Origin of the sequence: Streptomyces sp. AV19, from assembly GCF_015999245.1 — a bacterium.
Taxonomy (GTDB): domain Bacteria; phylum Actinomycetota; class Actinomycetes; order Streptomycetales; family Streptomycetaceae; genus Streptomyces.
Genome location: NZ_JAEAMR010000003.1, coordinates 313435 through 325274, shown reverse-complemented (window position 1 = coordinate 325274; position 11840 = coordinate 313435). Strand labels below are relative to the sequence as shown.

Sequence of the window (11840 nt, the reverse complement as noted above, 5' to 3'; positions counted from 1 at the left end):
GGACCGTTCACCGGCCCGTCAGCGGCCGGTCTCGTACGTCTCGTGCAGGTTCTCGTACGTCTCGTGCAGGTTCTCGTACGTCTCGTGCAGGTACCGCCAGCGCGGACCGCGCCGCCCCCCGCCCCCGTCCCGCTCCAGTACGGCGGTCGCCCGGCGGGCGGCGGCGGGTTCCGGGCCGCCGTCGTGCACCTCGCGGTATGTCACGACGTACGTGCCGTGCTCCGCGGCCACCACCGCGGCATCCGTGATCCCGATGCGCAGCCCGGGCGCGCTGCCGTGCGCCGCCTCCACCGCGCGCAGCACGGCCGCGCGGTCCATCGTGTTCCCGTCGGGGCCGACCATCGTGAAGTGCGGTGCGTGCGCGTCCGCGAACTCGGCGAACGCGGCCGTGCCGTACGGCACATCGCCGCGCAGCCACGCCTCGACGACCCGGTGATGCCGCACCACCTCGGCCACGGCCGGAGCGTTCGGAGCGTCGCGTGCGGTCATGACTGCCGCGTCCCGGCCAGGGCGTTCCACGGCTGGGCGGCGAGCCACGCGTCCAGCGGGGTGGGGCGTACGCCGAGGGCGTCCCGGGCGGCGGTGGTGTCCGTCGCGTACAGGCCGGGGTCGTGGGCGGCCCAGCGGTAGGTGGCGGCCACGCCCGAGGCGGTGTCCGGGCCGAGCGCGGACGCGAGCGCCGCCTCGAAGTCGTCGGCGTCCTGGGCCTCGTAGCGGACGTCGCGTCCGATGCGGGCGCCGAGGCGTGCGGCCAGTCCGTCGCCGGTGACGGTGTCGGCGCCGCCCAGGTCCAGGGCGCGGCCCGCCAGACCGTCCCGGGTCAGCGCGGCGTCGGTCGCGGCCGCGAGGTCGGCGTGGGACAGCCACGCCACGGGGGTGTCGGCGGGGAGCGGGTACCGCAGCACGCCGGCGTGCACGGCGGGACCGGCGGCCCACGGCGCGCACAGGTTCTCCAGGTAGACGGGCGGCCGCAGGACGACGGCCGGGACGCCGGAGGCGAGCAGCGCGGCGGCCGCGGCACGCCGGGTCGTGAAGGCGGGGACGGGCCGGGCCGCATCCCCCAACGGGGGCTCCGGAAGCCGGTTCCCGGTGTTGAGAACCAGCCGCTCGACGCCGGCCGCGCCCGCCGCGTCCACGATGTTCGCGACCATGCGCGCCACCGTCTCCGGGCCGAAGACCAACGGCAGGACGACGCTCGCGTGCGTGATCCCCCGGAAGGCGGCCCCGACCGCGGCCGGGTCGGTCAGATCCCCGGTCGCGTGGGTGTACGCGCGGCCGAACCGCGCGTATTCCGGCGCCGCCCCGCCGCGCCCGAAGCCGCGCACCCGGCGCCCGGACGCGAGCAGGCGCCGCGCGACCGCGCCGCCTTGCGCGCCGGAAGCGCCGAGGACGAGGTAGTGGTGACGGTGGTCGAACGCGGACGAGGCCATCGGCCGGGCTCCTCATGGTCGTTCTCGGGGACACTGCCGCACCAGTCTGGAACGGCCGCCGCGTACGATCGACAAACCACAGTCCGCCTGAACTTAAGGATCGTCCATGGCCGCCACCGCACCGACGTCCGAGGACGACGCCACGACGGCCCACGGCGACCTCCTGAGCGAACTCCTCGCGCCCCTGCGCCTGCACGGCGTCTTCCACAGCCGCTGGACCGCGCACGCGCCGTGGGGCATCGCCGGCGAACCCGAGGACTGCGCCCTCCTGCACTACGTCCAGGAGGGCACCTGCACCGTCGAACTCCCGGACCTCCCGCGCCCGGTCACCCTCCACGCCGGCGACCTGGCCGTCTTCCCGCACGGCACCGCGCACCGGCTCGCCGACCGGCCGGGCCGCCCCGCCGTGCCGCTCGCCGGCCTGCTGCCCCGCCGCGAGGCGGGCGCGGTGCGCTCCGTGGTCATCGACGGGCCGGGGCCGGTCACGACGCTGCTGTGCGGCGGCCTGCACTACCACCGGGCGGCCGCGGCACCGCTGTACCGGGCCCTGCCGCCGGTCATCGTGCTGGACGCGGCGGCCGTCGCGGACGAGCCGATGCTGGCCGGCACGCTGCACCGCCTCGCCGACTCCTGGACACCGGACGAACCGGGAGCGCGCCTGGTCGCACTGCGGGCCTTCGAGCTGGCCTACGTCCTGGCCCTGCGCGCCGCGCTCCAGGCGGCCCTGCGCGAACCCACCACCGAACCGCAATTCCCGTCCGGGGAAAAGGCGCTGGGCGCGCTGCGCCACCCGGCCGTCGGCAAGGCCCTGCTCGCGATCCACCTGCGATACGCCGAACCGTGGTCCCTCGCCGCGCTGGCCGCCGAGGCGGGCCTGTCCCGCTCGGCGTTCGCCGCGACCTTCCGCGAACTCGTCGGGGAACCCCCGATGCGCTGCCTCACCGGCCGCCGCATGCAGGAGGCGGCACGGTTCCTCACCGACACGACGCTCCCGCACGCGCGCATCGCGGAACGCGTCGGCTACGCCTCCGACGTCGGCTTCCACCTGGCCTTCCGCGCGTGGAGCGGGCGCACGCCGGGTGAATACCGGCGCGCCCACGCCGCGTCCGAGTGACGCCTTGGGCAACTGGGCCGGGTTGCGTCGGCCTCGGCCGCCGAGTCCGGCGACGGGGCTTCCCGCTGCTCGTCTGCAGCCCTGTGGCGCGCTCCGGGCCCTTCACCCGGACAACGGCGCCACATGGTGGGTGCGATGCCTGACCGCCCTCGCCGGTGTGGTCGGCGCGGCCGTACCCGTGCTCGCGGTCGTCGGATACCGCAGGCTTGCCGCACCGCCCGCTCCCTCGAAAGACTCCGAGGAACTCTGCTCGTCGGAGCTCCGCTCGTCCTGAGCGCAATCGCCCGCTGAACGGCGGACGCGGTGAAGTGCGCGACCGATCCCGCTCAGGCGCGCACGCTGTGCCCTGAGCTGGCGGCGAAGGTCCCGCCCGCCGGGATGGACTGGGCGGGGCCGGTGCAGTCCGGGGAGCTGTGGACGAATACCATCGTGCGGGTGCGGTTCTGGACCGACAGAGGCGCGTTCAGGTTGCGGAAACAGCCGGACGGGTTGGTGAACACGCGTCCGTTGAGGACCAGTTCGCCGGACGACGCGAACGTGGATCCGGGAGCGGTGAGGCAGAGCACTGCGGCGGTGACGAGCGCGCCGAGCGCCTTCGGGACGAGGCGTCGCATGGACGTCCTTCCGTCTCGACGGGGCGGGGACGCCCCACAACTGCCCGGGCTCGGGCCGCGACATGCGCCGGCCACCCGTACGGATGACGCGGCGCGGAGACCGGTGGCGGAGCGCCGGACTCCACATGGTGACTTCGATCACAAGTGGCGTCCCGGGTGCGCGGCCGGGGGCTGATCAGCTCATGACCTTGACACCAGTTGCGCACCGGGACGCCGACACCCTGCCCGCGACGGCCGATTCGACGGCCGCCGAGCGGGCCCGCCTGCTCTACGGCCCGACCGCGAGCGGATCCACGGCCCTTGGCGCGAGCCGGCCGCCGATCCGTCGGTGTACCGGCAGCCGGCGGCGAGCACCGCCGATCAAATCGCTGCTTCCTGCCGGCGACTTCACCGCGTGAACCGGGTCGGCGAGGCCACCGCGCTCGCCGCCGACCCCCATCGGCCCGCCGCGCCGGCCGCCGTCACCGCCCGCGCGGAGCGCTCGGCCGCCGGCGAGCTGCTCGCCCTGGCGGACCGGGCCGAGGACCCGCTCGCCCGCGCCTTGCTGCTCGACCCGCACCGGCTCTTCACCCTCCGGCGGCTCGGCGTCCACGGCGGGAACCGCTGAGCGCGGGCCTGCTGACGCCCCAGCAGTTCGAGCGCCTGCCGGAGTCGGCCGAGCGCTCCCTCGGCCGGCCGGCCGAGCACGGCCGCACGCCGGCCGACGCCTTCGACCGGCCGGACGAGTCCCTCGCCGCCCGCCCGATCGCCAACCCCGACTACCAGCGGGCCTTCGGCGAAGACGGGGGGCTCTCGGCGCGCCGTGACCGGAGGCCGCTGGTCCATTTCTGCTCCGGGGGAGCGGGAAGGCTTCGGTCCCCGCCCGTGTTCTGCGTACTCGGTGAACTGATGATCCACTTGGAAGGATGACGTTGTGTCAGTGACGTTCAACGAGACGACGCGCAGACTGCTGGACGGGAAGAACTTCGCCACGATCGCGACGCTCGGCCGGGACGGGTCGCCGCAGACCTCGGTGGTCTGGATCGCGAGAGACGGCGACACGGTGCTCTTCTCCACCACCACAGAGCGCCAGAAGGGCCGGAACCTCGCCCGTGACCCCCGGATCAGCCTCACGGTGTTCGACGTCGGGAACCCGTATCAGTCCGTGGACATCCGCGGCACCGCCGAGCTCGTCGAGGACCCGGAGAAGGAACTGCCCCGCCGGCTCTCGCACAAGTACCTCGGCGAGGACCCGCCGGCCGAGTCGGACGAGGTGGTCCGGCTGATCGTCCGGGTCACGCCGCGGAAGGTGACCGGCTTCCACGTGTGAGCCGGGCGCGGAGGGGCGGGGACGGGGCCGGCGGCTCGTCCCCGCCCGCCAACGCGGCCCGGGGACGCGTCCGGTGTGCCGTCCCGCCCCAAAAGGCGCCGGCCGTAGCCGGCTTCCGCGGTCGCGCTCCGACCGCCCCGGAAATCCGGCGAGTTGCGGGCATTTCCCCACTGCAATCGACAACCGTATTCACGAGGAACGCTATCGATAACCGTCTCCATTGCAGCCTTTGCGAAATGCGCTCCTGATGCGCTTCACTTCCCCGTGTTCGTTCGCGACTCGATGGGGTGTTCATGAACAAGGGGCGCCGTAACGCCGATGAAAAGCATGCGCACGCTCACCACGACCATGCCCACGGCCACGGCCACGCGCACGGTCACAGTCACAGCCACGGAGTGGCACCGGACGCGGACCGCCGCTGGCTGTCGATCGCGCTCGGACTGATCGTCGTCTACATGGCGGTGGAGGTCGTCATCGGCCTGGCCGCGGGCTCGCTCGCGCTGCTGTCCGACGCGGCCCACATGCTCTCCGACGCCGCGTCCATCGTGCTGGCGCTCGTGGCGATGCGACTCGCCGCCCGCCCCGCCCGCGGCACCTACACCTTCGGGCTCAAGCGCGCGGAGATACTCTCGGCCCTGGCCAACGGGCTGACGCTGCTGCTGGTCTCCGTCTGGCTCGCCTACGAGGCGGTCAGCAGGCTCGTCAGCCCGTCCGAGGTCGACGGCGCCCTGATGTTCTACACGGCCCTCTCCGGCGTCGTGGTCAACATCGCCGCGGCCTGGTGCATGTCGAAGGCCAACCGCTCCTCGCTCAACGTCGAGGGCGCCTTCCAGCACATCATCACCGACCTGTACGCCTTCATCGCCACAGCGGTGGCCGGCGCGGTCGTCATGTTCGCCGGCTTCGCCCGCGCCGACGCCGTCGCCACGCTCATCGTCGTCGCCCTGATGCTCCGCTCCGGCACGTCCCTCGTCCGGGCCGCCGGACGGATCTTCCTGGAGGCCGCGCCGGCCGGGGCGGACCCGGACGCGATCGGCGCCCGGCTGGCCACCCAGGAGGGCGTCGTCGAGGTGCACGACCTGCACGTCTGGGAGATCACCTCGGGCGACGTCGTGCTCTCCGCCCACGTGATCGTCGAGGTCGGCGGGGACTGCCACGGCGTGCGCCGGGCCCTGCAGACCACGCTGCGCGAGGAGTACGGGATCACCCACGCGACCCTCCAGGTCGACCACGCCCCCGCGCCCCCGCCCATGGCCGTCGCCGGTGCGGTGGCGGCCGGGCACCCCGGCCCGCACTGCGAGGAGGCGCACGGCACCGTGCACCACGGGAGCGCCCGCGCCGACGCGGGCTGACGGGCGCGGCCCCTACCGGGGGGCGGCGCGGCACCCCGGGCACCGGCCGACACGGCGGTGCGGGCAGCGGCGGGCGGTGGGACGCACCCGTACCCACCGCACCGTCCGCCCGCCGCCCGGGACGGTGCGCCGGGCGGACGGCACCGGGGGAACGCCCCGGGCACCGCCCGGGGAACGGCCGGTCGTGTTCATGGGACCCGTCCTTTCCGAATTCGCGATGCGCGGCGCTCGCCGCAATGCGGCCGGGTAAACCACACCGGGGAAACCACGCGTTTCCACGCTATGCACTTCCCTTTCCCCTCCCCGTCCCACGACCGGACGGTCCCGCGGGGGACAGGCCCGGCCCACTCGGCGGACCCGCCGGGCACGTCCGGTGACACCCGACTACCGTCGAATACGTGCTGTGCCGCACGACGTCGTACAAGAACGGGCCGGACGACAACGGGCCGCACGGGAATTCCGGGCCGCCCGGCCGCGGCGGGCCGCCGTGACCACCCGCTGGCGCGAGGAACAGATGAGCGCCATGGTGGCCCAGGCGTCCCGCCGCGTGGCCTGGATCCGGCTGGGCATGGCCGTCCCCCTCTTCCTCGCCGGAGGACACCCGGTCGCCGCCGCCTACGGCGCCTGGTTCGACGGCCTCCTCGCCGCCTACCTGCTGTGGGCCTTCGGCCGGCTGCTGGCGGTCCACCACCGTCCGGTGACCGGGGTGCGGGGGGCCGCGGGCGCCCTCGTCGTCGACCTCGTGATGATCACCGGGCTGGCGGCGGCCTCGGGCGGCCCCACCTCCTCGGTCCGGTACGCCTACTTCATGTGGGCCATGGCCACCATCCTGTGGCAGATGCCCAGGGTCACCGCCGTCTTCGGCGCCGTCTGCATGGTCTGCTACGCCCTGATGTCCGTGCCGCACCTCGTGACCCGCTCGGGGGAAGACGTCTGGTCCATCGTCGTCGACGAGTCGTACCTGCTGTGGACCGTCGCCGCCTCCGTCGTCATCGCGGTGCTGCTGGCCGAGCGGACCCGGCGGGTGGCCGAACTCATGGACACCCGCGAGCTGTTGCTCGACGACGCGCTCGCCGCCGAGACGCGCGAGCGCTCCCGGGTCGCCGACGCGCTGCACGACGGCGCCGTCCAGACCCTGCTCGCCGCCCTCCACGACCTGGAGGAGGCCGAGGAGAGCACCCACGACGCCGCCGGCCGCGCCGCGCTCGACCGGGCGCAGAACGAAGTGCGCCGCACCGTCCAGGAGATGCGGGAGATCATCTTCAACCTGCACCCCCAGATCCTCGCCGCCGCCGGGCTCGGGCCGGCGCTGGAGGCGGCGGGGGAGCGGTATGCCCGGCGCGGCGGCTTCCGGATCCACTACGACATCAGCCTGCCCGGCCGCGTCGGCCACGAGACGCTGCTGTACTCGGCCGCCCGCGAGATCCTGCGCAACACCGTCAAGCACGCCCGGGCCACCGACGTATGGGTGGCCCTGACGACCGAGGCGGACGAGACCGTCCTCACCGTCCGCGACAACGGCACCGGCTTCGACCCCCACATCGTCCTGCGCCGCCTGCGCGAGGGACACATCGGCCTGGCCAGCCACTACATGCGCGTGGAGAGCGCGGGCGGGCTCTTCCGCATCGACAGCTCGCCCGGCGCCGGGACGACGGTGGAGGTCCGGCTGCCGACGGCCGGCGGCGAGGACACGGGCCCGGAACCGGCCCCGGCCGTCCCATGACCGCCCCCGCCCGGACCGCCGCGAGGGCACTGCGCGACCTGCTGCGCCCCCAGGGCCGCCCCCGGTACGCGGACGGGGTCGCCGCCGGCCTCGCCCTCGTGGTGCCGCTCGTCGTCGGCACCCTCTCCGGCCGCCCCGGCACCGGAGCGGCCATCGCCCTGCCCGCCGTACTCCTGGCCATGCCCCTCCCCGCCGGGGCCGGCCCGCGCGGCCGGGTGCGCTGCCTCGCCGTCCGCACCGCCTGGACGACCGCCGCGGGCGTCTACACCACCCTGGCCGGCCACGGCATGCCCGTCCTCGCCCTCGGCGTGGCCGCCACCGCCTTCGCCGGGTCGGTGCTGCCCGGCGTCGGCGTCACGGCGCCCCTCGCCGTCCTGCTCACCGGCATCACCGGCGACGGGCGGGAGCAGACCGTGCCCGGCCTCCTCCAACTCGTCGGCTGCGTCTGGACGGCGGCGCTGCTCCTGCCGCGCCGATACCACGGCGGAGGGGACGACGCGGCGCCCCCGTCCCCGTCCCCGCCCCCGCGCGCCGTCCGCGTGCGGCACGGCGCCCGCCTCGCTCTCCTCACCGGGGGCGCCGTCGCCGTGACGGGCGTGTCGGGGACGCTGTGGGGCCAGGGCCACTGGCTCGTCACCGCGCTCCTCCTCACCCTGCGGCCCACCCCCGAGGAGACCCGGACGAGGTTCGCCCAGCGAATCGTCGGCAACACCGCCGGCGGCGTGGTGACCGCCCTGCTGCTGCTCTCCAGCCCCGGGCCCTACGCCGTGGCCGCCGTCGTCGGCGTCTCCGGCGCCCTCGCCTACGCCTTCCGCACCGCCAACTACACCTACTGGGCCCTCGCCTCGCCCGTGCTGCTCCTGCTGCTCAGCGACTACGGCGAGCCGCTGCCCTGGTGGGCGGCGGCGGTCCGGGCGGGACTGAACGCGCTGGGCGGCTGCGTGGCGCTGCTGGCCACCCGATGGCTGTGGCCGGGGGCCGGGGCGGGCGCGGTTGCGCGACCATAGACGCAGCCCCGTCAGCCGCCCGCCGCCTGTAGCTCCCCGGCCGCGCGCACCAACTCCCCGTTGCCCGCCGCCGGCGCGCCGTCCGGCAGACACAGGACGTCCTCCAGGCCGATCCGGGCCGACAGCCCCTCCCGCACCGACAGCCGCAGCACCGGCCACGCCCCGCCGTCCTGCCCGTGCAGCAACACCGGTACGCCGCCGGCCGCGCCGATGTCGCTCAGCAGCGCCCGGGCCGTGATCTCGGCGGCGGCCGCGCCCGTATCCATGACTTCGGCCAGGACTCGCAGCACCTTGCCGGCGAACGGCGAGGAGGCGAAGCGGGCGACCGCGTCCGTCCCGGAGAAGAGGCCGGCCTCGATGCCGACGCCCCGCTCCGCCAGCGCGGCGGCCACCAGATCGGCGCCGTCCTCGTGCCAGTTGACGGAGGCGTGGTCCGGCAGCACGGTCCAGGACCGCACCGACTCGGCCCGCTCGCGCGGATCCGGCGCGGCCCACGCGCCGGTGGTGACCCCCACCGGAACACCGGGCACCGCGGCCCGCACCCGCTCGACCACCTCCGCGACCACGGCGGGTGCGAGGGTGTCCGCACCCGAGGCGTCCTTGGGGTGCACATGGAGATCCACCGCCCCGGCGGCGACCGCCTCCCGCGCCGCCTCGGCGATCTCGGCGGGCGACACGGGGAGGGAGGGGAACTCCCGCTTGTTCCTGGGGCCGTTCACACACGCTTGGAGAATCATGACCGCATCATGGCATCGGGGTCCGACACTCCCCGCGGCCGGTGGGGCCCCCACGGCGCAGCGGCAGGCGGTGCAGGGGTCGTTCGGAAATCCTGCCCAGAAAAGGCATGTCCGGTGGGTCCTGGGTGACCCGCCGGACATGCCTCGTAGCGGTCGTCGTTCACGCCTGCGGTGTCAGCGACGAGCGGAAGGAAATCTCACTGGCTCGACTGGGCGTAGTTGCACGCCGTGACCGCGTCGGAATACCTCACGCCCGAACCCTCCAGCCCGAACCGGCACGCCTGGTAAGCAATTCCCTTGTCCGCCGAGCCCTTGAAGTGCCCGCCCGTGGAACAGTAGTCGACCCTCTCCTTGGTGGGCGTGTAGTTCTTGCTCTGCAGATAACGGACACACTGAGCCGTCACCGCCGAAGCGGGAGCGGCCATGATGACGGAGGTCGTAGCGGCGGCGACAAAAAGGCCAACAGAAGTCACTGCGCTCGCTATTTTGGTGTTCATTTTTCCTCTTTCTGATTTTGGAGCAACGTGTTTGCGCAAGGAGTTCGATACGCCCTTGCCGTACGGGGGCCGGCTGTTGCGTCATCGGATGCGGGCCGCGAATCCCAAACAAGATTCCGAACCCGGGAAGCGCGACAGGTGTGCCGTGACGCGAGAACGCGGCGGTGCTCTCGGGGTGGTCACGCTCCACCCGGTTCACGGAGATATGTCAGCGATGATTCCGGCTCTGCCGACGGCGGGCCGGGACGCAGGCCGCCAGGCCGCACGGCGCAATGGATCGGAACATCGGAAAACGAACGTCACCCAAGAACAACCGTGTTGATGACCTCGAAGCCGCAGAACCCGCCCTGCCGTGGCCGGGACGGAGACGCCAGATGTGCGGTCAGTCGACGACTACGACACCGGCTGCCGTGACATCGCCGCGGAATCCGCCGGAGGGGCGGCCTCCGTGGAAGCCGGGCCGTTGCCGTCGCGGAACAGCCGGGCAGTCGCCGGCACTCGTCGTCATGAATCCGTCCCCCAATGGTTCTCAAAGGTCCCAGCGACACGCACGTTTCCCATAGGGAAACCCTCCCGTGCCATGTCGTCGCGGCCCGCACCCACTCTCCATGTCTCCGAGGCCATGATCAACATCAAGATCATCTACGATCGGTGCGCCACACTCACCAATCAACGACCACAAGGGGGGCCGACGTGGAACGGCATGAGATGGAGGCGTTCCTCACTCTGGCCGAGGAACTCCACTTCCGGCGCACCTCGGAGCGGCTCGGTCTGGCCCAGGGCCGGGTCAGTCAGACCATTCGGAAGCTGGAACGCCGCATCGGGGCGCCGCTGTTCGAGCGCACCAGCCGCAAGGTTGCCCTGACCCGGGTGGGCGAAAAACTGCGCGGTGACCTGCTGCCCGCCTATCAGCAGGTGCAACGGGCCCTCGCCGATGCCGCAGCCGCCGCACGGGGTACGCGCGATGTGCTGAGGGTGGGCTACTCCAGTCCCATGGCAGCCGAGATCGTTCTCAAGGCCGCCGACAGGTTCACCACCCGTCATCCCGACTCGGAAGTCCGGATCCAGGAGATCCAGCTCTCCGACCCCCTGGGGCCGATCCGCAGTGGCCAGGTACACCTGCAGATCACCGAACTCCCCGTCGACGAGCCCGACCTGGCCGTCGGTCCCGTCCTCATCGCCGAAGAACGCAGGCTCCTGGTCCACCACGAGCACCCGTTCACCCGCTCCGCCGCGGTGACGCTCGAAGACCTGGCCGCCACGACCCTCATCACCTTCGCCGGAGCCGTACCCCCGTACTGGCAGGAACACCACTGCCCGCGCCGGACCCCCTCGGGCCTGCCCATCCCACACCTTGTGGCCGGCTACTGGCAGGACGCACTCGCCATGGTCGGTGCCGGCAAGGGCGTCACCTTCGCCTCCGCGCGAGCCGAGCAGTACTACGCCCGCCCCGACACCGTCTGGCTGCCCTTCCCCCACCTCCCCCGCTTCGAGTACGTCCCCGTCTGGCCCCGCACGGGCGACACCCCCCTCGTCCGGGCATTCCTCCAGACCATCGACGAGGACGCCCCTTGCCTCCCCGCTCACAGCACCCCTCGATGACCGGGTCACCGACACGATCGCGGCCGGGTGAATCATTCCGGTCGGGCAGGGACTCGGTCGATCGGCGGCCACGCCCGGCGGGCGGTATGAGGAGGAGGGAGGGAACTCCAGCTTCTTCCTGGGCGGTTCACACACGCCGCGAGAACTGTGACCGCATCATCGCAGGAGGGCCCCGCGTCGAACAGCCGGCCCTGGCGCAGCCAGGGCCCGGATCTCCTCGTTGAAGTCGCCGGCGCCCGAGGCGTACTCGAGCTCCTGGGCCAGGAGGAAGCGGTGTTGCCGTCCCCGCTCCCGGATCCGGGCGTGCCCATGTGCTTGCGCTCAAGTGGCCTGGCCGCCACGCCGATGATGTCCGCCCAAGCGGAACAAGCCCACTCCCGGAGGGCCTTCTCGCGGCGACGCGTGTCGGCGAAGGGGCGTTGCCGCCGCCGATTGCGGTGACGGGGGGCCGCTTC

Annotated in this window: 12 protein-coding genes; 7 read left to right on the top strand and 5 right to left on the bottom strand. The window is 73.3% G+C overall.

Going from position 1 to position 11840, the window contains the following annotated elements; all coding sequences use genetic code 11:
* Positions 1-18: 18 nt before the first annotated feature.
* Both I5Q34_RS01500 and I5Q34_RS01495 read right to left on the bottom strand, forming a co-directional pair.
* Positions 19-489 carry a DUF4440 domain-containing protein gene (locus tag I5Q34_RS01500; RefSeq protein ID WP_199890227.1) on the bottom strand — a complete coding sequence of 157 codons (471 nt, stop codon included), beginning with the start codon at positions 487-489 and terminating at the stop codon, positions 19-21.
* Positions 486-1430, bottom strand: coding sequence for an NAD(P)H-binding protein (locus tag I5Q34_RS01495; RefSeq protein WP_199890226.1), 945 nt, complete (start codon positions 1428-1430; stop codon positions 486-488). The genes I5Q34_RS01500 and I5Q34_RS01495 overlap by 4 nt, the downstream gene beginning before the upstream one ends.
* A gap of 106 nt (positions 1431-1536) precedes the next feature.
* On the opposite strand from I5Q34_RS01495, the gene I5Q34_RS01490 reads away from it, so the two are divergent.
* The gene (locus tag I5Q34_RS01490) at positions 1537-2544 is read left to right on the top strand and encodes an AraC family transcriptional regulator (RefSeq protein WP_199890225.1); all 1008 of its coding nucleotides are present in this window, start codon (positions 1537-1539) and stop codon (positions 2542-2544) included.
* A gap of 326 nt (positions 2545-2870) precedes the next feature.
* Here the strand turns inward: I5Q34_RS01490 and I5Q34_RS01485 are convergent, their stop codons facing one another.
* Positions 2871-3158, bottom strand: coding sequence for a hypothetical protein (locus I5Q34_RS01485; protein WP_199890224.1), 288 nt, complete (start codon positions 3156-3158; stop codon positions 2871-2873).
* A gap of 394 nt (positions 3159-3552) precedes the next feature.
* On the opposite strand from I5Q34_RS01485, the gene I5Q34_RS01480 reads away from it, so the two are divergent.
* From I5Q34_RS01480 to I5Q34_RS01460, 5 genes are all read left to right on the top strand, one after another.
* Entirely contained in the window at positions 3553-3765 is a 213-nt protein-coding gene (locus I5Q34_RS01480) for a hypothetical protein (protein ID WP_199890223.1), read from the top strand.
* 306 nt (positions 3766-4071) lie between these two features.
* Positions 4072-4467, top strand: coding sequence for a PPOX class F420-dependent oxidoreductase (locus I5Q34_RS01475; protein ID WP_199890222.1), 396 nt, complete (start codon positions 4072-4074; stop codon positions 4465-4467).
* Between the two features lie 293 nt (positions 4468-4760).
* On the top strand, positions 4761-5819 hold the full coding sequence (locus I5Q34_RS01470) for a cation diffusion facilitator family transporter (RefSeq protein ID WP_199890221.1): 1059 nt from the start codon (positions 4761-4763) through the stop codon (positions 5817-5819).
* Positions 5820-6222: 403 nt separating this feature from the next.
* Complete coding sequence (locus tag I5Q34_RS01465; protein WP_277965459.1) at positions 6223-7542, top strand: sensor histidine kinase; 1320 nt, start codon at positions 6223-6225, stop codon at positions 7540-7542.
* Positions 7539-8549, top strand: a complete 1011-nt coding sequence (locus tag I5Q34_RS01460) for an FUSC family protein (protein ID WP_199890220.1) — start codon at positions 7539-7541, stop codon at positions 8547-8549. The genes I5Q34_RS01465 and I5Q34_RS01460 overlap by 4 nt, the downstream gene beginning before the upstream one ends.
* 11 nt (positions 8550-8560) lie before the next feature.
* On the opposite strand, the gene I5Q34_RS01455 is transcribed toward I5Q34_RS01460, so the two are convergent.
* Both I5Q34_RS01455 and I5Q34_RS01450 read right to left on the bottom strand, forming a co-directional pair.
* Entirely contained in the window at positions 8561-9286 is a 726-nt protein-coding gene (locus I5Q34_RS01455; RefSeq protein WP_199890219.1) for a 3-keto-5-aminohexanoate cleavage protein, read from the bottom strand.
* A 197-nt stretch (positions 9287-9483) separates the two neighbouring features.
* Positions 9484-9783, bottom strand: a complete 300-nt coding sequence (locus tag I5Q34_RS01450) for a hypothetical protein (protein ID WP_199890218.1) — start codon at positions 9781-9783, stop codon at positions 9484-9486.
* A 693-nt stretch (positions 9784-10476) separates the two neighbouring features.
* Here I5Q34_RS01450 and I5Q34_RS01445 point away from each other — a divergent pair.
* Positions 10477-11385 (top strand): LysR family transcriptional regulator, encoded by a 909-nt coding sequence (locus tag I5Q34_RS01445; RefSeq protein WP_199890217.1) that lies wholly within the window; start codon positions 10477-10479, stop codon positions 11383-11385.
* The last annotated feature ends 455 nt before the right edge of the window (positions 11386-11840 follow it).

Bases quoted from the DNA above. Each gene is read 5' to 3' on its own strand.
- I5Q34_RS01500 (WP_199890227.1), bottom strand. From the start codon at position 489: ATGACCGCACGCGACGCTCCGAACGCTCCGGCCGTGGCCGAGGTGGTG.
- I5Q34_RS01495 (WP_199890226.1), bottom strand. From the start codon at position 1,430: ATGGCCTCGTCCGCGTTCGACCACCGTCACCACTACCTCGTCCTCGGC.
- I5Q34_RS01490 (WP_199890225.1), top strand. From the start codon at position 1,537: ATGGCCGCCACCGCACCGACGTCCGAGGACGACGCCACGACGGCCCAC.
- I5Q34_RS01485 (WP_199890224.1), bottom strand. From the start codon at position 3,158: ATGCGACGCCTCGTCCCGAAGGCGCTCGGCGCGCTCGTCACCGCCGCA.
- I5Q34_RS01470 (WP_199890221.1), top strand. From the start codon at position 4,761: ATGAACAAGGGGCGCCGTAACGCCGATGAAAAGCATGCGCACGCTCAC.
- I5Q34_RS01460 (WP_199890220.1), top strand. From the start codon at position 7,539: ATGACCGCCCCCGCCCGGACCGCCGCGAGGGCACTGCGCGACCTGCTG.
- I5Q34_RS01455 (WP_199890219.1), bottom strand. From the start codon at position 9,286: ATGATTCTCCAAGCGTGTGTGAACGGCCCCAGGAACAAGCGGGAGTTC.
- I5Q34_RS01450 (WP_199890218.1), bottom strand. From the start codon at position 9,783: ATGAACACCAAAATAGCGAGCGCAGTGACTTCTGTTGGCCTTTTTGTC.